At 64.1% G+C, this 23,502-nt stretch carries 20 protein-coding genes; 10 read left to right on the top strand and 10 right to left on the bottom strand.

Annotation, left to right across the window (positions count from 1 at the left end):
• Positions 1 to 282: 282 nt before the first annotated feature.
• From B4M43_RS19050 to B4M43_RS19040, 3 genes are all read left to right on the top strand, one after another.
• Positions 283 to 1,926 (top strand): acetolactate synthase large subunit, encoded by a 1,644-nt coding sequence (locus B4M43_RS19050; protein ID WP_296269010.1) that lies wholly within the window; start codon positions 283 to 285, stop codon positions 1,924 to 1,926.
• 99 nt (positions 1,927 to 2,025) lie between these two features.
• Complete coding sequence (locus B4M43_RS19045) at positions 2,026 to 2,580, top strand: UPF0149 family protein (protein WP_296269009.1); 555 nt, start codon at positions 2,026 to 2,028, stop codon at positions 2,578 to 2,580.
• Positions 2,581 to 2,714: 134 nt separating this feature from the next.
• Positions 2,715 to 3,605, top strand: a complete 891-nt coding sequence (locus B4M43_RS19040; RefSeq protein ID WP_296269008.1) for a hypothetical protein — start codon at positions 2,715 to 2,717, stop codon at positions 3,603 to 3,605.
• Positions 3,606 to 3,638: 33 nt separating this feature from the next.
• Here B4M43_RS19040 and B4M43_RS19035 read toward each other — a convergent pair whose 3' ends face one another.
• The 8 genes from B4M43_RS19035 to B4M43_RS19000 form a co-directional block, all read right to left on the bottom strand.
• Complete coding sequence (locus B4M43_RS19035; protein WP_296269007.1) at positions 3,639 to 4,973, bottom strand: LLM class flavin-dependent oxidoreductase; 1,335 nt, start codon at positions 4,971 to 4,973, stop codon at positions 3,639 to 3,641.
• Between the two features lie 302 nt (positions 4,974 to 5,275).
• Complete coding sequence (locus B4M43_RS19030; protein ID WP_296269006.1) at positions 5,276 to 6,895, bottom strand: dipeptide ABC transporter ATP-binding protein; 1,620 nt, start codon at positions 6,893 to 6,895, stop codon at positions 5,276 to 5,278.
• A complete protein-coding gene (locus B4M43_RS19025) occupies positions 6,892 to 7,788 on the bottom strand; it encodes an ABC transporter permease (protein ID WP_296269005.1) in 897 nt (298 codons plus the stop codon). Before B4M43_RS19025 ends, B4M43_RS19030 begins: the two co-directional genes overlap by 4 nt.
• A gap of 108 nt (positions 7,789 to 7,896) precedes the next feature.
• Positions 7,897 to 8,847 (bottom strand): ABC transporter permease, encoded by a 951-nt coding sequence (locus B4M43_RS19020; protein ID WP_296269004.1) that lies wholly within the window; start codon positions 8,845 to 8,847, stop codon positions 7,897 to 7,899.
• Positions 8,844 to 10,463 (bottom strand): ABC transporter substrate-binding protein, encoded by a 1,620-nt coding sequence (locus B4M43_RS19015; RefSeq protein ID WP_296269003.1) that lies wholly within the window; start codon positions 10,461 to 10,463, stop codon positions 8,844 to 8,846. The genes B4M43_RS19020 and B4M43_RS19015 overlap by 4 nt, the downstream gene beginning before the upstream one ends.
• A gap of 56 nt (positions 10,464 to 10,519) precedes the next feature.
• The gene (locus tag B4M43_RS19010) at positions 10,520 to 11,314 is read right to left on the bottom strand and encodes a class II aldolase/adducin family protein (RefSeq protein WP_296269002.1); all 795 of its coding nucleotides are present in this window, start codon (positions 11,312 to 11,314) and stop codon (positions 10,520 to 10,522) included.
• Positions 11,315 to 11,333: 19 nt separating this feature from the next.
• Positions 11,334 to 12,278, bottom strand: coding sequence for an NAD(P)-dependent oxidoreductase (locus B4M43_RS19005; RefSeq protein WP_296269001.1), 945 nt, complete (start codon positions 12,276 to 12,278; stop codon positions 11,334 to 11,336).
• 73 nt (positions 12,279 to 12,351) lie between these two features.
• The gene (locus tag B4M43_RS19000) at positions 12,352 to 13,485 is read right to left on the bottom strand and encodes an acyl-CoA dehydrogenase family protein (RefSeq protein WP_296269000.1); all 1,134 of its coding nucleotides are present in this window, start codon (positions 13,483 to 13,485) and stop codon (positions 12,352 to 12,354) included.
• Between the two features lie 316 nt (positions 13,486 to 13,801).
• Here B4M43_RS19000 and B4M43_RS18995 point away from each other — a divergent pair, with 316 nt between their 5' ends.
• The 6 genes from B4M43_RS18995 to B4M43_RS18970 all read left to right on the top strand — a co-directional run bounded on the left by B4M43_RS18995 (position 13,802) and on the right by B4M43_RS18970 (position 20,982).
• Complete coding sequence (locus B4M43_RS18995; RefSeq protein WP_296268999.1) at positions 13,802 to 14,767, top strand: ABC transporter substrate-binding protein; 966 nt, start codon at positions 13,802 to 13,804, stop codon at positions 14,765 to 14,767.
• Positions 14,764 to 15,717: an aliphatic sulfonate ABC transporter substrate-binding protein gene (locus tag B4M43_RS18990; RefSeq protein ID WP_296268998.1), complete on the top strand. Its 954-nt coding sequence runs from the start codon at positions 14,764 to 14,766 to the stop codon at positions 15,715 to 15,717. The genes B4M43_RS18995 and B4M43_RS18990 overlap by 4 nt, the downstream gene beginning before the upstream one ends.
• A 137-nt stretch (positions 15,718 to 15,854) precedes the next feature.
• Positions 15,855 to 17,789 carry a flavin monoamine oxidase family protein gene (locus B4M43_RS18985; protein ID WP_296268997.1) on the top strand — a complete coding sequence of 645 codons (1,935 nt, stop codon included), beginning with the start codon at positions 15,855 to 15,857 and terminating at the stop codon, positions 17,787 to 17,789.
• Positions 17,790 to 17,938: 149 nt separating this feature from the next.
• Positions 17,939 to 18,835 (top strand): nitrilase family protein, encoded by an 897-nt coding sequence (locus tag B4M43_RS18980; protein ID WP_296268996.1) that lies wholly within the window; start codon positions 17,939 to 17,941, stop codon positions 18,833 to 18,835.
• 9 nt (positions 18,836 to 18,844) lie between these two features.
• The gene (locus B4M43_RS18975) at positions 18,845 to 19,999 is read left to right on the top strand and encodes a hypothetical protein (protein WP_296268995.1); all 1,155 of its coding nucleotides are present in this window, start codon (positions 18,845 to 18,847) and stop codon (positions 19,997 to 19,999) included.
• Positions 19,996 to 20,982, top strand: coding sequence for an asparaginase (locus B4M43_RS18970; RefSeq protein ID WP_296268994.1), 987 nt, complete (start codon positions 19,996 to 19,998; stop codon positions 20,980 to 20,982). Before B4M43_RS18975 ends, B4M43_RS18970 begins: the two co-directional genes overlap by 4 nt.
• A gap of 106 nt (positions 20,983 to 21,088) precedes the next feature.
• Here B4M43_RS18970 and B4M43_RS18965 read toward each other — a convergent pair whose 3' ends face one another.
• On the bottom strand, positions 21,089 to 22,312 hold the full coding sequence (locus tag B4M43_RS18965; RefSeq protein WP_296268993.1) for a type II toxin-antitoxin system HipA family toxin: 1,224 nt from the start codon (positions 22,310 to 22,312) through the stop codon (positions 21,089 to 21,091).
• Entirely contained in the window at positions 22,312 to 22,629 is a 318-nt protein-coding gene (locus B4M43_RS18960; RefSeq protein ID WP_296268992.1) for a helix-turn-helix domain-containing protein, read from the bottom strand. The genes B4M43_RS18965 and B4M43_RS18960 overlap by 1 nt, the downstream gene beginning before the upstream one ends.
• 243 nt (positions 22,630 to 22,872) lie before the next feature.
• Here B4M43_RS18960 and B4M43_RS18955 point away from each other — a divergent pair, with 243 nt between their 5' ends.
• On the top strand, positions 22,873 to 23,346 hold the full coding sequence (locus B4M43_RS18955; RefSeq protein WP_296268991.1) for a hypothetical protein: 474 nt from the start codon (positions 22,873 to 22,875) through the stop codon (positions 23,344 to 23,346).
• Positions 23,347 to 23,502: the final 156 nt, after the last annotated feature.

Raw genomic sequence — 23,502 nt, 5'->3', positions numbered from 1 at the left:
TAGGGGTTTTGTCTTTTCTGCGCATCAAGAAACCTCCCCCCGACGCTTGCCCCTCAACGAGCAAGTGGCCGCACTACGCGACCTTCAGGAAACAACACGCGCCTAATATGTCTCCGGCTGCGCCACGCCCCGTTAAAAGTGCGTACCCTAACGTGACTTGCCCAGGCCCAGCCTGCGTCAAGACTGAGTACGTGGCATTTCATCTGCCATGAACCATTGAGCTTGGCACATTGCCAAGCACTTCGATCCATTACTGCAATATCACGTGAGGTTACAAGCGAGATGGCCAAGGCCGCCGATGTCGTTGTGCAATGTCTGGAAAACGAAGGTGTCGAGTATGTGTTCGGTATTCCAGGTGAGGAAAACCTCGACCTGCTCGAATCCCTGCGCAAGTCCAAGATCAAGTTGGTGCTGACCCGCCACGAGCAGTCCGCCGGTTTCATGGCCGCCACTTACGGCCGTTTGACGGGCAAGACCGGTGTGAGCCTTTCGACGCTTGGTCCTGGCGCTACCAACCTGGTTACTGCCAGTGCCTATGCGTACCTGGGCGGCATGCCGATGATGATGATCACTGGCCAGAAGCCGATCAAGAAGTCCAAGCAGGGGCGTTTCCAGATCATCGACGTGTGCGGCATGATGGACCCCATCACCAAGTACACCCACCAGTTCGCCTCGGCTGACAACATCCCGGCGCGCATGCGTGAAGCCTTCCGCCTGGCTGAAGAAGAGAAGCCGGGTGCCGTGCATTTGGAGTTGCCCGAGGACATCGCCGCCGAGCAAACCGACGCGCTGCCGATCCCGCGTAGCCTGCACCGCCGTCCGCTCGCCGAACACGTGGCGATCGAGGCCGCTGTCGAGAAACTGCAAAAGGCCCGCAGCCCGATCCTGGTCATCGGCGCCGGTGCCAACCGCAAGATGACCGCCAAGGTGCTCAAGCAACTGATCGACAAGACCGGTATTCCGTTCGTGACCACCCAGTTGGGTAAAGGCGTGGTCGACGAGCGCAACCCACGTTTCCTGGGTAACGCCGCATTGTCGTCGGGGGATTTCGTTCACCGCGCCATCGAAGCCTCCGACCTGATCATCAACATCGGCCACGACGTGATCGAGAAACCGCCATTTTTCATGGTTCGTGGCGGCACCGAAGTCATCCACATCAGCTTCCGCTCCGCTGAGGTCGATGCCGTGTACTTCCCGCAGGTCGAAGTGATCGGCGACATCGCCAACGCCGTGTGGCAGATCGCCGAAGGCCTGGGCGACACCTCGCATTGGGACTTCACCCGCCTGCTGGCCATTCGCGAAGCCAACGAAGCGCAAATCATCGAAGGCGCCGATGATGATCGTTTCCCGGTATACCCACAACGCCTGGTGGCCGACATCCGTCGCGTGCTGCCCTCCGAAGGCATCGTGGCGCTGGACAACGGCATCTACAAGATCTGGTTCGCGCGCAACTACAAAGCGCACAAGCCCAACACCGTCCTGCTCGACAACGCCTTGGCGACCATGGGCGCCGGCTTGCCATCGGCCATGGCCGCGCACCTGGTCTACCCGGATCGCCCGGTAATCTCGGTATGCGGCGATGGCGGTTTCATGATGAACAGCCAGGAACTGGAAACCGCCGTACGCCTCGGCATGCACGTTACCGTGGTGATCCTGCGTGACGACGGTTACGGCATGATCCGCTGGAAACAGGCCAACATGGGCTTCACCGATTTCGGTCTGGACTACGGCAACCCGGACTTCGTCAAATATGCGGAAGCCTACGGTGCCAATGGCCATCGCGTGGAAAGCGCCGAAGGCCTGCTGCCACTGCTGCAGCACTGCATCAGCACCCCGGGCGTTCACGTGATCGACTGCCCGGTCGATTACAGCGAGAACGACCGTATCCTCAACAGCGAGTTGCGTGAGCGCGCGCTGGCCGTGTAAGCCCCAAGGGCTCGCTTTCAGCCGAAAGCGGGTCCTGCTCCGCGCCCTGGCCGCGGGGCCATGCTAAGGTGCAGCTCCTTTGCGTTTCAGGACCTGCCCATGCTTCCTCCCCTCAGCGAAAAAGAACTGCACCGCCTGGATGATCTGTTGATCACCTACGGCAACGATTATTCGGTGCTCAACCTGGCCGAACTCAATGGTTTCTTCACTGCGCTCGCCAGTTCGCCTACGGTCGTGACGCCCGAACACTGGCTGCCGACTGTCGCCGGTGGCAAGGTACCCCAGTTCAAGAAACCTGCCCACGAAGAAGCCTACACGGCGCTGATGTTGCGCTACGCCGATCAGGTCGCCGAGTCGTTGGCGAACGATCTGGAACACTTCCAACCTCTCTTCGAAGTCAATGAAACCGAACAAGGCCCGGTAGTGATTCTTGAGGAATGGTGCTTCGGTTACATGCGTGGCACACAAGTGGCGCAGTGGTCGGATCTGCCGGCCGAGCAACAGAAGCAACTCGACGCCATTTCCTTGCATGGGCTGGAGGATAACTTCGAATTGCTCGATGCGATGAGCGAAGAAGACGTAGAGGCCTGCATACCGGTCGTTACCGCTGCTGCCCGCGCCCTGTATCGTTACCAGCAACAGATGCGTCATTGAGGCGCATGCCTCTCTTGTGGTGACAGGCTTCGCCAAGCCCACTACACGTCTGCTGTTTGCAATGAACCTCCCCCTCTGGATTCAGTCGTTACACTGCAAGCATTCTATTCGGGACGTTTCCAGGAGCCTCAATCATGCATGAAGCAGCATCGCCCGCCACGGGTAACCTGATTGGCAAATACGGTTACGGCAAAGCCTTGCAGATTTTCGCCGGTGTGCTTGCCATCTTTATGTTGGGCATTGCTGGTTTCCTGGGCTACCTGAGAACTACGGTCAGGTTTCCTGGCGATCCGGCACCTGCTAATGGCCCGACCACAACCTTCAACGGTCCGCCAGAGATGTTCACGTACACCATGGCTTTCCTGGTATTCGTGGCTTTGTGTCTGGTCGCCGTAATCTTCTGGCAGAAAAAGCTGCGTAATGCGCGTTACGAGGTCTATGAAAAAGGCATTCGCCAGATGACGTCCAGTAACGACGAATTCGTCGCATTCAAGGAGATGGACGACCTCTACCTGTTCGCCTCGGGTCAAACGCTCACCGCTGGGCTGATCAACAATTTGGCTTACCGCCGCAACGCGAACGAGCCGTTCCGACGCGTGAATGCGCACCTGCACAAGCTGCAAGCATTCATTCAGGTTGTCCGCGAGCGCTACGTGGAGGAGCGTATGCCAGCGATGGCCGATACGCTCAATCAAGGTGGCGCCGTACGCTTCAACTATGCTGACACCCAACAGGTATGGGGCAAGCGCATCACCGGCAACTTCCTCGATGTGAAAACCAAGCCGCTGATCATCACCCCGCAATATCTGGAAGTGGACGGTCGTCGCTTCCCCATTGCCCTGTTGCGCGAGGCCAACACCAGTGCCTGGACTGAAAAAGTAGTCATCAAGGACAATGACGGCCAGGTCGTGCTATCGACTGTTGCCACCGGCATCATGGGCATGGATCTGTTCTTCTGCGTACTCGCCCGGTTACAGGAAACCCATCAAACGCCAGCGGTGGCCAAAGTCGCGCCTGGCTACTGAACGCACGACCAGTGAGCCGTCTGACACAACACTTCAAGCCACCGCGCTCTCCACGCGCGGCTGGGCATTGCGGTTCTGCGGCATCTGCAAGCCAAAGCTGTCGCGCAACGTAGCCCCCGGATATTCGCGGCGCAGCAGACCGCGCGCCTGCAACAGCGGCACGACCAGCTCGGTGAAATATTGCAGCCCGTCGGGCAGCAGCGAGTTGATGATGAAACCGTCGGCGGCGCGGTCTTCGAACCAGTCCTGCAAAGCGTTGGCCACCTGTTCCGGCGTGCCTGTGAAGTCGCGCTTGGGCCGCGAGAAGCGTAGGGCTAGTTCGCGCAGGGTCAGATTTTCGTCACGGGCCAGCTGCTTGAGGTAGTCGGAAGTGCCTTTGTGGCTGTTTTCGCCCAACGTACCGAGATCGGGGAAGGGGGCGTCCAGGTCATGCTGGGTGAAGTCGTAGTCGTTGAACGGCCGGCCGAGGGCGACCAGAGCGTCCTCAATGCTGACAAGCTCCACAGCCTGCTGGTAGCGCCGCTCCACCTCGGCCTCGTCGCGACCGATGATCGGGCGGATGCCCGGCAGGATGAACAGCTCGTCCGGATTGCGCCCATGGCGCATGGCGCGCTGCTTGAGGTCGCGGTAGTAGGCGCGGGCTTCGCTGAAGGATTCGGGGTTGAGGAAGATCGCGTCGGCATTCTGTGCGGCGAACTCGCGACCGTCTTCCGATACGCCGGCCTGGAAGATCAAGGGTTGGCCTTGGGGCGAGCGCTGGATGTTCAGCGGGCCCTTGACCTGGAAGAACTCGCCCTGGTGACCGAGGGTGTGCAGCTTGGCCGGGTCGAAGAACTCGCCGCTTTGTTTGTCTCGTGTGAAGGCATCGTCCTCCCAGGAATCCCACAAACCCTGGACCACTTTCACGTGCTCGCGCGCGATGCGGTAGCGCACGGCATGGGGCGGGTGCTCGGCCTTGCTGAAATTGTCGGCAGTGCCCGAGAGCCACGAGGTGACCACGTTCCAACCGGCGCGCCCGCCGCTGATCAGATCGAGCGAGGCCAACTGGCGCGCGACCTGGAAGGGCTCGGTGTAGCTGACCGTGACCGTCGCCACCAGGCCGATGCGGCTGGTCACGGCCGCCAGGGCTGAAAGCAGGGTCAGCGGTTCGAAGCGGTTGAGGTAGTGCGGGCTGGAGCGGGCGTGGATGTGCAGGCTGTCGGCGATGAAGGCGAAATCGAAGCGGGCGGCCTCGGCCAGTTTCGCCTGCTGCTGGTAGAAACCGAAGTTGACGCTGGCATCGGCCAGGGCGTCCGGATGACGCCATTCGCCCCAACCGTGGCCGACACCGTGGATCATGGCGCCAAGGTGGATCTGTCGTTTGCTCATGGGGGGTTCCTCTGGAGGCATGCGTTGGAGGCTTCCTGAGGCGTGCCCGCGCAGTCTGCGCAGGCGAGAAGGTCGAACCCGCAGGTCCACGCCGGTGGAAGGCACAAGGGAAGGCCTCCACCGGGCGAGGGGTCGGACTCATGCAGGGGACGTTAACGTGGTGCGGAGGGTGTTGTGAAAGGCTTTGTGGTTCTAAGCTAATTATGTGTTTTGCTGATATAAAAAATTTACTTAATGCGCAGATAGAATAAATACACGTCTCGGTCCATCCGCGCATTTCAAACCTTCAGTGCAGGCTGCGCTCATACCGCCACCGGCAGCACATGCCGTGAATGCCCCGGAATGGCCGCGATCAGTTCGCGCGTGTACTCGCCGCGCGGTTGCCCGAATACCTGCATAGCCGGCCCTTGCTCGACCACCTTGCCTCGGCGCAGCACCACCACCTGATCGGCCATGCTCGCCACCACGGCCAGATCATGGGACACCAGCACGTAGGCGATCCCCAGCTCGCGTTGCAGCCTTTCCAGCAACGCCAGAATCTGCGCCTGCACCGAGACGTCCAGCGCGCTCACCGGCTCGTCCAGTAGCAGCAACGCAGGCTCCAACGCCAAGGCGCGGGCGATCGCCACACGCTGGCGCTGCCCGCCGGACAGCTCCCGCGGCAAACGGTCGAGAAACTCCACCGGCAGCTGCACCTGCTCGAGCAACGCGCGTGCCCGTCGTTCCAGCGCCCGGCCTTTCAGCAGCCCGAACGACACCAGCGGTTCGACGATGCAGTCGAACACGGTGAAGCGTGGGTCGAGCGCCGCGAAGGGGTTCTGCTGGACCAGTTGCACGCGCCGACGCAGCGGCCGGAACTGTCGCCACGTGTAATCGCCGACCGCCTCACCCTCGATCTCGACGCTGCCCTGGCTGGGGCGTTCCAGGCCCAAGGCGATGCGCAACGCGGTGCTTTTGCCGGAACCGGATTCGCCGACGATGGCCAGGGTCTGACCGGCGTACACCTCCAGGTGCAGATCCTGCAACGCGGTGAAAGGCTGCTGGCGCCCGGGCAGCGCGAAGCGTTTGCCGACGCCGCTCAGGCGCAGCAAGGGCACGTCTCCTGCCGGCCCTGGGGGCCTGTGCCGTGGCACGAAGGCGGGCGCCGCGTCGAGCAGCTGATGGGTGTAGGGCTGCGCCGAACCCCACAGCACTTGCCGGGGCGAGGCCTGCTCGACCAACTCGCCCTGCTTCATGACCAGCAGCCGATCGGCTCGGTCGCAGGCCATGCCCAGGTCGTGGGTGATGATCAGCAGCGAAATGCCGCGTTCGGCCACCTGACGCTGCAGATGGTCGAGGATCTGCCGCTGGACCGTCACGTCCAGGGCGCTGGTGGGCTCGTCGGCGATAATCAGGCGCGGCTCGCCGGCCAGGGCGATGGCGATCAGCACACGCTGGCGCATGCCACCGGACAGTTCGTGCGGGTACTGGCGGGCCCTCAGCACAGGGTCGTCCAGGCCCACCTCATCCAGTAGCGTCAACACGGCACTGTCCACGTCCGCCGCTTGGCGGCCAGCCCTGGCGGGCAAGGCTTCGGCGATCTGCCGGCCGATGCGTTGGGTCGGGTTGAGGCTGACCATCGGGTCTTGCGGCACCAGGCCCACGGTACGCCCGCGCAGCTGGCGCCGGGTGCGCTCGGTGGCGCGGCCCACTTCGACGCCGTCGATCCACAGCTCGCCCCGTTCGATACGGGCGTTGCCAGGCAGCAAGCCGAGCAGGGCGTTGGCCAGGGTCGACTTGCCCGAGCCGGACTCGCCGACGATGGCCAGGGTTTCGCCTTGGGCCAGGCTGAACGACAACTGTCGCAGCGCCTGGTGGCGCTGCCCGGCGAAGGCGTAGCTGATGCTGAGGTCGCGCACTTCGACCAGAGGGGATGAAGTCATCGGGCATGTTCCTCGGCGCTGCGCGCCAGGTGATTGAGGCTGAACACTACCGCCACCACGAACGACCCCGGCAGCAGCGACACCCAAGGGGCAGTGATGAGGAAGTGGCGACCGTTGGCGATCAAGGTGCCCCATTCCGCTGCCGGTGGCGCCGCGCCGAAACCCAGGAAACTCAGGCCGGCAGTGGCCAGAATGGCGGCGCCGAAATCCAGCGTGGCGAGCACCGCCACCGGCCCCCAGGCATTGGGCAGCACATGGCGCAACAGCGTGCGCGTCCAACTGGCACCGCCCAGGCGCGCGGCCTCGACGTAGGGCAGGGTCTTGATGCGCAGCACCTCGGCGCGCGTGGTGCGGGCAAAGCCCGGAATGATGCCGACCCCCACCGCGACTGCGACCGGCACCGTGCCGAAGCCGATGGCGGTGACGATCGCCAGCGCCAGCAGCAGGCTGGGCAAGGCCAGCAGCACATCGACCAGGCGCATCAGCGCGGCATCGATCCGGCCGCCGGCAAACCCGGCCAGCACGCCGATACCGAGCCCACCGAGCAGGGCGATGGCCACCGCCAGCGATGCCGCCAGCACCGACAGCCGTGCGCCGTACACCACACGGGTATAGAGGTCGCGGCCCAACTCGTCGGTGCCGAACCAGTGCGCGGCACTGGGCGCGCTGAGTTTGTCGAGCGGGGAAGTGGCATAGGGATCGAAGCCGCTCAATGCCTGCGGCGCCAGCGCGCAAAGCAGGGCGAACACGACGACCAGCAAGGCCAGACTGAAACCTGGCCGACGCAGCAGGGGCACCCAGGCTTGGCGTATGCGCTGCCAGCGCGAGCGTCGTTTCCAGAGGGACGGAGCCACGCCAGGCATAGGCGGAGTCAGGGGAAGATCGAGGCTCATGTCAGTTCACCTGCACGCATGGAGTGGGGCGATGAGTCCCCATCGGTCGGGGGTTGGAACATTGGTGTGCCGCAATGGCTGTCCAAACGGACGAGGTCGCCGTTCATGTCAGCTCACCCTCGCCTGATGGGTGATGCGTGGGTCCAGATAGGGATACAGCAAGTCGACCAGCAGATTGACCGCCACGAACGCCGCCGCCGACACCGCGACGATCGCCAGCACCACGGGAATGTCCTGGCGCAGCACCGCTTCCTGGGCCAGCCGCCCGACGCCGTTACGGGAAAAGATGGTCTCCACCAGCACCGCGCCGGACACCGTATTGCCCACCTGCATGCCGACCAGGGTCAGCAGCGGCAGGGCCGCGTTGCGCAAACCGTGCCGGGCCTGCACCTGGGCGCGGCTCAGGCCCTTGGCGAAGGCCGTGGTGATGTACGGCTCCTGCCACACCCCCTGAAAGCCCCGTTGCAGCACCTGCGCATACACCGCCGCACTGGGAATCGCCAGGGTGATGGCTGGCAGTACCAGGCTTTCCAAGCCCTGGCTGCCGGTGGCTGGTAACCAGCCCAGGGCGAAGGCGAACACCTGGATCAGCAGCAGCCCCATCCAGAACACCGGCACCGAGAAGCCCAGCGAGGGCAGGCGCGCCAGCGCGGTCTTGAGCGGCCGCCATTGGATGTAGGCCGTCACGTACGCAAGGCCGATGCCGGCCACCAGCGACAGCAGGATGGCGCTGCCGGCCAACGCCAGCGTCTGCGGCAGACGCTCGGCCAGCAGCGCCGTGACCGGCCGTCCAAGCGACAGCGACTGGCCCAGATCGCCATGCAGGGCGTGGCCAAGCAGATCGAGGTATTGCCCCACCAGGCCCTTGTCCAACCCGTAGTAGGCGCGGGCCTTGGCCAGGTCCTCCGGCGACAGGCCGTCGGCTTCCATCCCCGAGGCGCTGAGCATGATCGACAATGTGTCGCCCGGCAGTAGATAGAGGATCAGATAGGTCAGGGTATAGGCGCCCCACAACACCAACAGGGCCTGGCCGATGCGGCCGATCAGGTAGCGCGTCATGGCTGGCCGACCTGGATGTCGCTGAGCAGCGCGAAGCCTTCGGCGGTCCAGCGGAAGTCTTTGACCCGTGGCGCAGTGGCCGCCTGCCAGACCCGTTCGTACAGCGGGAAGGCCGCCGCTTGGTCGACCAGCAAGTCCTGCAACCGTCCGTAGGCCTGCGCCCGTTGCGGATATGCGGTGGCACGCAGGCCCTGGTCGAACAGCGCCTGCGCCTGCTCGAGGGTGGCGGGTTCGTAGGCGTTGGTGGCCATGGTCGCGCTGTTGGCCGCGCGCGGGTCGAGGATGGTCTGCAGGATGATCGGGTCGGCGCGGGTCATGTAGGTGGAGGTGAGGTCGTAGTTGCCCGACGCGTTGCCGGCGACCCACTCGGCGCGGGTCAGCACGTTGAGCTTGAGGTCGATGCCGACCTTGCGCAGTTGGTCCTGCACCAACACATCGCCGGCGCTTTCGGCGGGGGTGAGGTTGTAGCGCAAGGTCAGGCGCTTGCCGTCCTTGTGCCGGTAGCCGTCCTCGCCTTGGTGCCAGCCTGCGGCGTCCAGCAGACGCCCGGCCGCCTGCGGATCGTAGGCGAGCTTGTCGGCCTGGGGCTTGAAGAACGGCGTGGTGACGTCATACACGCCGCTCACCACCGGAAATTGCTTGTTGTAGACGGTGTGCGCGTAGCTGGTGCGGTCGATGGCCTTCTGCAGGGCCAGGCGTACCTGACGGTCGGCCAGCAGGCGGTCGTTGCGCGTGTTGGGGTAGAGGTTCAAGGCTGGGCCCGGCAACGAACGGCTCTGGATGCTGGCGCCCTTGGACTGGAACAGCTGCTGGTCGACCTCGGAGAATGGCTGGCGAGGCCAGAGGATATCGACCTTGCCCTGTAGGAACAGACCGTTGCGCACGCTTTCTTCCGGGATGTAGCGCACCTCCACGGCATCCAGATGGGCTGCGCCCTGGTTGCGTACGTTGGCCGAGGCCCAGGCGTAGTCGGCGCGCTTGACCAGACGTGCGCCGACTTCCGGGGTGTAGTGCTCGAGGGTGAACGGCCCGGTGCCGATGATCTGGCCCTGGGAGCGCTGTTGGGCGCTGAGCCGGTAGGACGCGGGCGCAAGGATCGCCAGGTTGGTGGTGGAGGTCGCTTGCAGAAAGCCCGCGTTGGGCTGCGACAGCACCAGTTTGACGGTGAAGTCGTCGAGCACCTCGCTGTGGTCGTAGCCGGCCAGGTAGGTGGCGCCGAAGGTGGCCGGCAACTCACGGGCAAAGGCCTTGTCGCTGTCGAAGGCGGTCTTCACGGCCTGGGCGTCGAAGCGCTCGCCGTTGCTGAAGGTGACGTCCTGGCGCAGGTGGAAGGTGTAGCTCAGGGCGTCGTCGCTGACCTCCCAGCTGCGCGCCAGCCACGGGATGATGCGACCGGTCTGCGGGTCTTGGTCGGTGAGCGATTCGGCGACGTTGCGCAACAGCACGCGGTGTTCGAGCCAGTAGACCTGGAACGGGTCGAAGCTGACCAGGGTGGTGTTGTCGCCCCAGAACGCGATGTTCAGGGTGTTGCGGGTGGCGCTGTCGTCGCCCGGCGAGCAGGCGGTGAGGCTCAGCGTCAGGGCGCCGAGGGCGAACAGGCGGTGCAGTGGGGGCATGGGTGTGCAGTCCTTGGAGTTGGGAAAGCCGTTCGCAGGTGGCAGAGGCGCCGCTTCTATTGGGCGTAGTCGCGGCCGCCACGCTCCAGTTGCCGCACCAACGCATCCCAATGCCGCTGTATCCCTTCTCCCAGCCCATCGGAGAAGCGCTTCGACTGCTCGTGCACCTTGGCGATGGCCGCTGGCGAGGCAGGCAGCAAACCGTCGTTGCCGCCCGCCTGGGCCGCCACCTGGATGTTGCAGGCACGCTCCAGCCCATGCAGTTCGCGGAATGCGTGCTCCACGCTGATGCCGGCGGTGAGCAACCCATGGTTGCGCAGGATCAGAATGTTGCTCTGGCCCAGGTTGGCCACCAGGCGCTGCTGCTCATCCAGGTCCAGGGCCACGCCTTCGTAGGCGTGGTAGACCACGCGGCTGTAGTAGGCCAGGGCGTGTTGCGAGATGGGCAGCAGCCCCTCGCGCTGCGCCGACACCGCCGCACCATCACGGGTGTGGGTGTGCAGCACGGCCTGCAAGTCGGGCCGTGCGCGGTGGATGGCGCTGTGGATCACGTAACCGGCCTGGTTGATGCCCAGCCCCAGCGGGTCGTCGATGACCGTGCCGTCGACGTCCACCTTGACCAGGTTGGAGGCGGTGATCTCGTCGAACATCAGGCCAAAGGCGTTGATCAGGAAATGCTCGTCGGGCCCCGGGACGCGGGCGGAGAAGTGCGTGTAGATGTGGTCGGTCCAACGGAACAGTGCGGCCAGGCGGTAGGCGGCGGCCAGTTTGACGCGCACCTCCCACTCTTCGGCGCTGACCCGCTCGCGCAGTGACGGTGGGGTGGAGGGCAGGGCGGACAATGCAGGCATGGGGGGATGCTCCGAGGGTTCAATAGCCGCGTGCCAGGTCGACCAGGTTGGCCAGAGGCGCCTGCTCGCGGTAGCGGTTGAAGTTGTCGATGAAGGCTTCGAGAAAGGCCGGATGGCCGTCCTCGGACAGGGCCGAGGTATGCGGCGAGAGAAACACCCGCGGGTGCCGATACAGCGGATGCCCGTCGGGTAGCGGCTCGGGGTCGCTGACATCCAGGCTGGCGCGACCGATCAGGCCGCTGTCCAGTGCATGCAGCAAGGCGTGCTGATCGAGCAGCCCGCCGCGGGCGATGTTGATCAAGTGCAGGCCCGGACGCGCATGGCTCAGCACCTGTTGGTCGACCACGCCACGGGTGGCGGCGGTCAACGGCACAGCGAGCACCAGGTGGTCGCTGCCGGCGAACAGTTCGGCGAGGTCGGCGGCCTGGGTCACCCCCGATTGCGCGGCGATCGCCTGGCCGGGGCGGTTCAGGGCCAGTACCGACATGCCCAGGGCCGTGGCCTTGCGCGCCAGGCTCTGGCCGATGCTGCCGAAGCCGAAGATGCCCAGGGTCCGGCCGCGTACTGGCGCCAGGGGGCTGAGGTGCCAGTCGGCGTCCTTGACCCACAGTCCCGGCAGCTGCTTGGCCGCAGCGAAGACCAGCGCCAGGGCGAACTCGGCCACGTGCTCGGCGTTGGCGCCCTTGGCGCTGGTGACGGGCGCGTGCTCGAACAGCCATTGCGGGTAGGCGTCGATGCCCGAAGAGAGCAACTGAATCCATTTGACGCTCCACGGCCATCCCGCCGGTGCGCCCTGCAGATGCTGCCCGCGCAGTTTGTGGGGCCGCAGGATCAACACGTCGGCGGGGGCGTCGACGCTCAGTTGGCCGAGAGGAAGGTCGATGACCCGATGTCCGGGTAGGCGCTCGCGCAGTTGATGGTTGGACGCCGCGTCGAGCTGACTGGCGATGATCGAAGCGCTCATGGCGATACCCGTGTGACGAAAGTGGAGGCGTGCTGAGTACGACGGTTGAGTGCAAAGGCGCGAGGCGAACGGCTCATGCCACCTCCCGTGCCAGCGCACGACGGCCGGCCTGGTTGAAGACGACATCGTCCTGCGGTGTATGGATGCGCGCGCACAGCACATTGCGGTAATGCCGCTCCAGCGCCTGCTGGCGCGACAGGCCAGGATTGCCGGCCGCTTCCACCGCCAGCGTCACGGCCTCGATGGCCTGGGCGCTCACCAGCTGCTTGAGTTGGCCCGCATGGGCGGCGGCGGTATGCCCGGCAGCGGCGCTGTCGAGCAGGCTCTGGTTGGCGAACAGCAGGGTGTCGATGCGCCCGAGCACGTCCTGGAAACGCGGCAGGCTGGCCAGCGGCGTGCCGAGATTGGAGGGCGCACGCTCGTGCAGGAAACCCACCAGCCAGTCGCGCGCGGCACGGGCCACACCGTCGTAGACCGAGGGCAGCAACACCGCCATCCACAATTGGGCGCGCTCGTCCAAGGCCGGTAGCGGGGCGCTGGCCGGACTGACGCCAACGGCATGGTCGAGCGGGATCAGCACGTCGTCGAAGCGCATTTCATGGCTGCACGTGGCGCGCATGCCCAGGTGGTCCCAATCCTCCACGATGCGGATGCCGGGCGTGTCGCGGTGCACCAGAAAACCGCCCACCAAGGGGTCGGCATCGTCGCTGCGCGCCCACACCAGCAGCCAGCTCAGGCCATGGCTACCGGTGCAATAACGCTTGCGTCCGTTCAGGCGCCAACCGTCCGCAGTGCGCCGCGCCACGGTGGCCGGCAGACCGCCGCGGGCCGGGCTGCCGAGGTCGGGCTCGACGCGCAAGGCATTGATCAAGGCGCCGCTGCGTACCGCATCCTCGGCCACCCGCAGGCGCAGGTGCTCGGGCCAGCGCGGGTCGTGTTGCAAGCGCTCGTGCTGCAAGTACTGCATGACCAGGATCAGCGCAGTGGCCGGGTCGCCTTGCGCGACCGCGCTAACGATCCGCCGTGCCTGGACGAGGTCCGCACCGCCGCCGCCGAGCACGGTGGGTGTGACCAGGCCAAGCAGGCCGTGGCGGTGCAGCAGGTCGAAATTGGCCTGGGGGAATTCGGCACTGCGATCGAAGCGTTCGGCGTTGGCTGCCAAGGCCTGCGTCAGCGCGGCGAGAACGCTGTCGGCGGGGTGGGTCATGGGCTTGCATCCCTGGAATGACGGTGGTGGGCTAAGACCGTATTCGTCTGGATGGAAGCTGTAAAAGTCTTTTTTGTTCTAAGCTAATTATTTGTTTTCTGAATCTTATTTTTATTTTTTATGCGATTTAGGTATTTAAAGTGGAGCTGTGATCCATTGCTCCTTCACGTTGGCGAGTGGCGGTAGCGATGGGTGGTTGAAAATATAAATGCATATTAGGTTATTCCCAAAATCAATTTAATTTATCTAAAAGAACTCGCTACATTCGCTCCTTAAGGGCCGCATCACGCTGTCCATTCTGCTACCAAGGAGCGTCATGTCCATTCGATCGAAGCTGTTGATCCTCGCCTCGGCCCTGCTGTTGGCGGGGCAGGCCGCCGCCAGCGAGCGCCTGACCCTGCGCATCGGCGACCAGAAAGGCAACATGCGCGCCCAGCTGGAAGCCGCCCAGGCCCTGAAAGACCTACCCTACGATATCCGCTGGGCCGAATTTCCGGCCGCCGCGCCCTTGGCCGAAGCCCTCAACGCCGGCGCCATCGACGCCGGCATCATCGGCGACGCGCCGCTGTTGTTCGTGCTCGCCTCGGGCGCGCCGGTCAAGGCCATCGCCGTCGACAAGTCCGATGCCTATGGCACCGCCTTGCTGGTACGGCCCGATTCGCCGCTGCACAGCGCCAGCGACCTCAAAGGCAAGCGCATCGCCACCGGCCGCGGTTCGATCGGTCACTACTTGGCGCTCAAGGCGTTGGACCAGGCCGGCTTGACCGAGAAGGACGTGGAGTTGCGCTTCCTCGGCCCGGTGGACGCCAAGATCGCTCTGGCCAACGGCTCGGTGGACGCCTGGTCGACCTGGGAACCCTACACCGCCCTGGCCGAAGTCAGCGGCCAGGGCCGGGTGTTGGTCAATGGCCGCGGGCTGTCGAGCGGCAACAGTTTTCTCGCCGCCACCGATAAGGCGCTGGCCGACCCTGCACGACGCGAGGCGCTGCAGGACTATCTGAACCGCTTGGCCGGCGCCCAAGCGTGGGCGAACAAGAACCTGGACAGCTATTCGAAGACCCTGGCCGCGATCATCGGCTTCCCCGAGAACGCCGCGCGCCTGCAATTCGAGCGCCGTCAGCTGCACTGGCAGGTGATCGACCCCACTACCGTCGCCGAACAACAAGCCACTGCGGATTTCTACCAAGCCCACGGCCTGATGAACCAGCACCTCGACGTAGCGCCCACCTTCGCCAACGGCTTCACCCTGAAAACCCGTGATGACGTGGCGGTGCAGCCATGAGCCGCGTGTCGACCTTGCGCCGCTGGGGCCTGGCCTTGCTGGCAGGCGCACTGCTGCCGGGCCTGGCCCAGGCCGAGCAAACCCTGCGCATCGGCTACCAGAAGTCCTCCACGCTGCTGACTTTGCTCAAGGCGCAGGGCACCTTGGAGCAGCGCCTCAAGGCGGACGGCATCCGTGTCAGCTGGCACGAGTTCCCCAGTGGCCTGCCGCTGCTCGAAGCGCTCAACCTGGGCAACGTCGACCTGTCCGCCGATGTCGCCGACACCGTGCCGGTGTTCACCCAGGCCGCCGGTGCCAAGCTCACCTATTTCGCCCGCGAGGCGCCGTCGCCTACGGCTCAGGCGATCCTGGTGCCGGCCGACTCGCCGCTCAAGACCCTGGCCGACCTCAAGGGCAAACGCATCGCCGTGACCAAGGCGGCCGGCAGCCATTACCTGCTGATCCAGGCACTGGCCAAAGCCGGGCTGAGCTTCAAGGACATCGCCCCGGCCTACCTCATTCCCGCCGACGGCCGCGCCGCGTTCGAAAACCGCAAGGTCGACGCCTGGGTCACCTGGGATCCATACGTCGCCAGCGCGCAACGCCAGCAGCAGGCCCGCGTGCTCGCCGACGGCAAGGGCCTGGCCAGCTACCAGCGCTATTACCTGGCGGGCAGCGACTATGCGAAGGCGCATCCCGAGGTGTTGCAGCAGGTGTATAGCTCGCTGCGCGAGGTCGGCATCTGGACCAAGGCCCATCCGGGCGAAGCGGCCGCCATCCTCGGCCCGCTGTGGGGCAACCTGGACAGCGCCACCGTGCAGCAGGCCAACGCGCGGCGCAGCTACGACGTGCAGTCGGTGAGGGTGGAGGATCTGGCCGAACAGCAGCGCATAGCCGATGCGTTCCAGCGCGAAGGACTGTTGCCCAAGCGGGTGGATGCGCGGGATGTGGAGTTGTTCGAGCCTAAGTAACGGTGAAGGCGCAGAGGGTTCCCCGAATGTGGATTGGCGAGTAGCGAAATAGGCCCCAAACCTGCGTTAGCGGGATGCCACCTTCGCTACAACCGGTGCTTCAGGCTGCCGCTTCCTTTCACCCAGGAAGCTCGACCATGACCATCGGATCTACCCATAACCATCCTGCCGACCTGGCCATTACGCCCGAATCTCCGGCTCTGCCATGGGCCGCGCGATTCCCCAATCCACCCGATCTGTGCTTCGACTACCGCCGGCTGATCGAGCAGGTTGGCGGCATTGCCCAGGCAACGCGGTCAGAGCATCGCATCGCCATCGTGGGTGCCGGCGTCACTGGCTTGACCGCTGCCCGTGAGTTGCTGCGCTGCGGCTATACCCACGTCACTCTGTTCGAGCAATCGCAGCGTGTTGGCGGCCGCCACCTGACCGTGCCCAGCACGCCGTCAGCATCCGCACAGGCTTGCACCCCCTTCGAGTTGGGCGCGATGCGTATGCCCTTTTTCAACCGAACCGGCGAGCCACCCAAGGCTGGGCGCTCGCTCATGGCGTATTACGCCAACCTCTTCGAGCTGCGCATTTCCGACTTCCCCAACCCCGGCACGCCGTGGGTCAACGCCACCGGCATCTATCTGCGCGAAGGGCAGTTGGATGGGGAGGGCGATCCTACTTTGTTGATATGGCGCAATGCCCAGGGCGACACACCGCCGCCTACCGCGACACTGCAGCGTGTGCAGGAAAAATGGCTGAGCTTCGCCAAGCGTTTCGCAGTGCAAGTGGCCAGTATGTATGGCACGGCCGAATGGCCCGCATTGTGGTCGGCCATCGTAGAGCGCTATCACCGCTTGTCGTTCCGCGACCTGGTGGACTTGCCCAAGCTGGACATACTGAACCCCGAACAACCGGGCGACTTCGGTGGGTTGGGCATGACGGCCGACGAATCGGCGATCTTCTACTCGATCGGCATTGGCGACGGCAGTTGGGGGGCGTTCTACGACGTGTGCTGCCTGTACCCCTTGCGCACTGCAATCTTCGGTTTCAGCAGCCATCTGCAACTGGTGCATGGGCGCGTGGACGAGCACGGCCAGCCACTGCCGGCACCCCATCTGCATGCCCAGTCGCTGCCCGACAGCCAAGGGCTGCCGTTCCAGTCGCCCGGTTATGTCGGCTTGGTGGCAATGGACGAATGCCTGCTGTTCATGAACGTCGCCGAGGCAGGCACTTCCCTCTACGAACACTGCATCGCGCGCCAAGACGGCCTGTTGACCGACAGTTCGGTGGTCGCCTTGCAAAAACGTGAAGACGGTAGCATCCGGGTCAGCTACCGCTGGCAGCACAGCGCCCCTGAAAGCGCGCAATTGCGCATTCAGGATTTCGACAGTGTGATCCTGACCCTGCCGTCATGGCTGATCGAGACAAGCCTGCGCCTCGAAGGCTTCGGCAAGGCTTTGCTGCCGTACTCGGTGGTCGATGCCTGGAAGCACGCGCATTGGGAGACCAGCTGCAAGGTCTACGCCGGATTGGACAAAGCCTTTCTCGATCGCCATCCGCAGCTGCCGCAGATCCTGGTCACCGACAGCTTCGTCCACGACGTCTACGCCTATCGCTACAACGCCAGCTACGCGCAAGACTGCATCCTGCTCAGCTACACCTGGGAAGACGATGCCAGCAAGCTGGCCAGTTTCGAGGACGGCGAACTGGTCGAAAAATGCCTGAAGGAGCTAGACCGCATCCTACTGCGCTGCACCAATATCGCCGAACCGATTTCACCTTATGTCGACACCAGTAATATTCGGATACAGCGCTGGCTCACCGATGCCAATGCCCTGGGCTGCGCCAAACTGTATCGCGCCGGCACCTACTACGACGCGGTCAGCCTGATGAAATACAACCGCGACCTGGGCGGCGAATCCGGGCTCTATCTGGCTGGGGAGTCCTTCTCCGTCGATGCCGGCTGGACCGAGCCCTGCCTGCGCACCGCCATCGATGCCGTGATCAACCTGTGCCAGCGCACACAGGCACGCTTCAACGGCGACTTCACCCTCGACCACTATCCGCAGTACCAAGTGCGTTGATGTTTGTCAGGAGGCGTGCCTTGTAGGGCGCCTCCTTCAAGCGCGTACGACTATTCCTTCGAGCCCTTCGGAATTTCCCGACTGTTGGCGCTCGACCATCCCCGCTGTACTGGCCGCCTTCCACAACAAACCCAAAAAAGGAAGCCGGAATGACCGACCACTGCACCCCTGTCAGCCCCGTCCGTATCGCCGTCATCCAGTTCGACCCGCAAGTGGGTGTCGAACACGGCGAGAGCAACCTCCAACACAGCTTGACCCTGGCGCGCCAAGCGATCGCCGCTGGCGCCAACCTCATCGTGTTGCCCGAACTCTGCAACACCGGCTACACCTTCCTGTCCCGCGCCGAGGCCTACGCCCATGCCGAGACGCTGGGCGAAGGCCGCAGTGTGTGTGCCTGGGCGGACTTGGCCCGTGAGCATGGCGTGTACCTGGCGGCCGGATTCGTCGAGCGCGACGGCCTGAAGTTGTTCGACAGCGCCGTCCTGTTCGGCCCCGACGGCCTGCTCGGTCATTATCGCAAGGCACATCTATGGAACCAGGAAAAGCTCTGGTTCACCCCAGGCGACCTGGGCTTCCCGGTGTTCGAAACGCCCATCGGCCGCATCGGCCTGCTGATCTGCTGGGACATCTGGTTCCCCGAAGTGCCGCGCCTGATGGCCGCCCAGGGCGCCGACATCATCTGCAGCCTGAACAACTGGGTGTGGACGCCGCCGCCGCTGTTCGACGCGGCCGGTCGCTGCATGGCCTCGTACCTGACCATCACCGCCGCCCACGTCAACAACCTCTACATCGCCGCCGCCAACCGCATCGGCAGCGAGCGTGACGGGCGCTTCCTCGGTTGCTCGCTGATCGCCGGCACCAACGGCTGGCCCATCGGCGAAGTGGCCGGCGCCGAAGAGGAGTGCATCCTCTACGCCGACGTCGACCTCACCGCCGCACGCAGCGCGCCCATCTGGAACAGCCTCAACGACCTGCAACGCGACCGGCGCACCGACCTGTACGACGCCGCGCTCGGCTATCGCCTGCACGCACCGATGCCGCGCTGAGGAGGCCCCATGAACCGTCCCGATTCTTCTGTCGTAAGCCCCAGCACGGTGCTGTTCGTGGCGCTGTCGATGCTGTTGCTGGGTAGCCTGGTCGCTGGGCAATGGCCCGATTACGCCACGCTTTCCAGCACGCTGGACCAACCCTTGAGCCGCTTGCGCTGGATACTCGGCGATATCAGCGAAGTCGCGTTCTATAAACACGAACTGCCCGCGCTCGGGCTGCTGTTGGGTGCCTGCCTGGGTCATTGGGCCAATATGCGGGGGTACCGCTGGCAGGGCTTCGCCATCTGTTATGGCACCGGGCTCTGGCCCTGGGTGTTCGTCAGCTCCTTGCTCGGCTTGCTGTTCAGCCATCTGCTGTGGGGCTGGACGTTGAGCAGCGGTACCTGGCAGCCGACCTTCGTCGCTTTCGTCTCGCTCCCGGCGGCCATGGTATTGATGTTCGGCGGCGGCTGGCGCGTGGCGCTCAACGGCGCGCTGTTGGGCGCGCTCCTGGTGACGCCGGCCAGCCTGCTGTTGGTCAACTACCTGTGTTATCCGCTGGGCCTGCCGGTGGTGATCGGCAACGTGCTGGGCATGGCCGTGGCGAGCGTGCTGGCGTTCGTGCTGTGCAAGCGGTGCCCGGTGCTGGTCAGCGGCGGCCTGCGACCGGAGCCTGTGACCGTCGCCGCACCGCCGCCGCGATATGGCATCGGCTGGACCTTGCGCCGCGTGCTGGCCGATTTCAGCGAAGCGCCTTTCTTCGGCAATGAGCTGGCCAGCCTCGGCTTGCTGCTCGGCGCCTTCCTGGCCTGGTGGCTGACCCCGGCCGCGCCGGCCTACGGCTCACAGTTGATCGTGCAGATCATCGCCGGGCAGGCGCTGGCCTCGCTGACCGGTGTGCTGCTGTGGCGCAGGCAGTGGCAGGCGCGCGGCTGGTACCCCACCTACATTCCGATCGTGTCGGTGGTGCCGGCTGCAGTGCTGACGGTGGGTGGGCATTGGCAGGTGATGGTGGGCAGTGCGCTGCTGGGCGCCGTGCTCGCACCGCCCCTAGCTGTGGCGATCAGTCAGCGTCTGCCGAGCTACATGCACGGCTACATCGGCAACGTGCTGTCGATGGCGTTGACCACCTTGACCCTGGTGCCGTTGTTGGCCTGGGCGTTTCCCGGAGGTGAAGGATGAGCCGGTCGAGCACGCCACCCTGGGTGTCGGTGGGCAGTCTGGGCGGCACGGTCAGTATGCAGCCCGACGGCGAGCGCCTGGGCGTCACGCCGAGTCTGGACTGCGAAGCCTTGCTGCGCAGCGTGCCGCAGCTCGCCGATCTGGCGCAGGTGCGGGCGCGCACGCTCTGCCTGCAACCCAGCGCCTCCCTGGACGTACCGACGTTGCTCGACGCGTTGAGCTGGGCGCAGCGCGAGGTCGAGGCCGGTGCGCGGGCCGTGGTGCTGACCCAAGGCACCGATACGCTGGAGGAGACGGCTTATTTTCTCGACCTGCTCTGGCCCTGCGCTACGCCATTGGTGATGACCGGCGCCCTGCGCTCGGCGCGCCAGCCGGGCGCCGATGGGCCGGGCAACCTGCTGGCGGCGGTGCAGGTGGCTCTGGCCGAGTGCAGCCGCGGGCGAGGGGTGCAGGTGGTGCTCAATGACACGATCCACCACGCCAGCCAGGTGCGCAAAACGGCCAGCCTGGCGCTGGCGGCGTTCGAGTCGCCCGGTGTCGGGGCCGAGGGCGTGGTGGTCGAAGGCGTCGCGCAGTATTACCGCGCAGCGCGTGCGCGTGCGCCGCTGCCAGTACCCACCGGGCCGATACCGCCAGTCGCGTTGCTCGAAGCCTGCCTTGGCGCGGATACGGACCTGCTGTGGGCGTTGCCGGAGCTGGGCTATGCCGGCGTGGTGATCGCGGGGTTCGGGGCAGGGCACGTATCGCACGCCTGGGCCGAGGCCTTGGGTGAGCTGGCGGCGCAGATGCCTGTGGTCGTTGCCACGCGTACTGGCAGCGGGTCGACGGCGAGGTCGAGTTATGGGTTCGTCGGGGGAGAGATAGACCTCCAGGCGCGTGGGGTGCACATGGCAGGGGCTTTGTGCCCGCGAAAGTGCCGGATTTTGCTGGGGCTGCTGTTGGCTTGCGGCAATGTGGGGCTGTTGGAGGGGTGGTTGCGGTAGCTGTGGCCCCATCCTCCAGTCTAGCTAGGTGGCCTGTCGATTCGTTTTCCAACGCATGCATAAAAAATAGAGGGGCATACATGACTTCGAAGCGTGCCCCTCGGTTTCATCGACGCAGCTTCTCGGCACCCATGGCCTCGAGCGCAACGGTCAGCTCGGATTGGCTCAAGTGATCCTTGTAGTGCGCCGCCAGATCGGCTTCCCACCCAGCCACTTCATCGATCAGCGCCAAAGCATCTCGCTCGGATAGCTTGTAGTGTTCGCACTGGCTGAGCAGATTGCGGCGTGACAACTCATGCCCATAGCTTCCAACGCCCATTGCCAGCCTGGAAGGCGCCTGTCGTTCGGTGGTCGGTAGCACGTCATACAGTGGAGACAGGCGCCACTGTGCTTCTTGGTAAATCAAAGCCACGTTTTTGGGGTGATCGTCGTCGTTGCCTACAAGGATGTTGAAGCAGATGCGCTTGAACAATTCGTGCAAATCAGCCACCGGCACATTGCGTCGGGCCATTTCGTCGGCCAGCAAGCCGTACTGCCATTCGCGCGCCCAGCCGGCTGGGTTGTTCCAGTCGCTGTCGAGCAATGTCAGCCCACTGAGCATCGGCACGCGGTAAAACTGCCCATTGCCTGCGGGCATCCGATCAAACCGTTCGACCAGCAACGTGTTGATCCGACCTCGGTGCAGTTGGGTGACAGCGACATTCAGCCCTTTGCTAGCGGCGAATGACATGCAGGCATATTCCAGAGCTGGCACGTCGAACAGGTCGTAACGGTCGCGGGGTTTGGCTAATAGCAGCCTGTCGTCTTCGATCAGCGTGCACTTGGGCCGAGCACCTCCCAGGGAGGAACGTTGCTGCAAGGTGGCTCTGGTACCGCTGTCAGCACCGGGAGGGAAACCGCCTTGGACGCCATCGGCAAATTCGATGAAGGCATCCAATTGAGTGATCTTGCCCAACCCAGCCTGGCCAATACCGGGTGTAGGCATCCTGGTGGCGCCTGTCAGGATATTGCCTGCTCGATCATGGTTGGGTGACTTTGTCAAAAACGCTAGCGCCTCTGTCTGGTCGCCATGTTCGCGCACCACCAAGCGCTCACCCCAGCCATCGGGCGCAGCATCGCGGATGAAACCGGGAATACCTCGGTTTTTGGTGATTCGGGTGTAAGGCTCATGGCGTAACGGGTAGCGCTTGGCGTCCGGCACCCAGCCAGACGCGTCGACGTACTCGGGGCCATAGCGCCATGTCCCGACACCCTTTTCAATGTCGAGACGCCCAAGCGTGACGACCTCGAGGCTGCCGGGCAACTGCATATAGAGGTAGAGACTGGCCATTAGAAATCCTCCCTTGAGCCACGCTTGAGACGCACCCGATGCTCCGTGGCGAACGATGCGGGGGAAGTCATCGGCACGTCCTGAAACGCCTCGTCGAGCACGCCAAGATGCCACAACGCGATCATGTAGCTGCGCATCTCCACGGTGGGTACGCCGGCTTCGATTTTGCCGAGGGTGGTGAGCGATAGACCGGTCTGTGCGGCCAGGTCTTTGCGGCGAATTTTCTGTTCGAGTCGACGGGTTCGGGCTAGAAGCCCTATTTTCATTAGCCTGTCGGCACATGCGAGCGGAAAAACTGTCATTTTAATAGCTGCCAAAAAGGTTCTTACAGGCTATAAGGATTGTTATGGAAGATTTTATATAGCTTAAGAAGGCCCGGATCAAGTCTGTTACTTAGCTGTCTGAACACAGTTGCATACGCTCGCCGGTGACTGTCATTCCCAGACTTCAGCCGTTCAGTAGACGCGACAGGGCGGTCGATCCATTGCGCATCCGCCTTCAGCCAACGTAGGCTTTCAAGCCTGCCCATTCCAACGTTCAACGATAGCGAAGCCGAATCCATGATCCTGCGCACCCTTCGAAACTGCCTCGGCCTGCTCGTGCTGCCCATCATGGCCGCGTGCAGCGGCCACCAGACCCAGCGCACCGTGGTCTATGAGAACACCGTGCACCACTGGCGAATCGAGCATGTGGTGGAAGAGAATTTTCCAGCCGGCTCGCATCAGTATTACCAGGTGTTCCTCAACGAGCGTCCACTGATACTGCCGGCAAACGCTTTCAACGACGAACGCGATATCCGGGTTTTCCTGGCTGCAGGCGGGTTCGACATCGGCCACTGGCGCAACGATTCGATCGTGGTCACGTTCGAGAACATCCAGGCGCGGGGAGGGAGTACGCAGCGGTTGATCCGCTCGGTGATGATCACTCCGCAGCTCAACGAACGTGAGGTGGCGTTGACGGATTTGCTGACGCAGCAGCAGGTGTTGGTAGATCGGGTGGAGGCACCCGCTAAAGACGCAGGTTCGAAACCTTAACTGGACATCGCTTCGAGCAAGAAACTCGTTCGGCCATGTCCACGCCCATCTACAATCCCGGCGGCCTGACTCATCCCCATCGGCAGGCCTCTCGGGGCTGTACCGCTTCCAGTGCCGGCCCAGACCGGCACATCGCGCTCATTCCTCGATACGCCC

It is taken from the genome of Pseudomonas sp. UBA6562 (assembly GCF_002434265.1).
GTDB lineage: Bacteria > Pseudomonadota > Gammaproteobacteria > Pseudomonadales > Pseudomonadaceae > Aquipseudomonas.
This window is presented reverse-complemented; position numbering and strand designations above follow the sequence as displayed.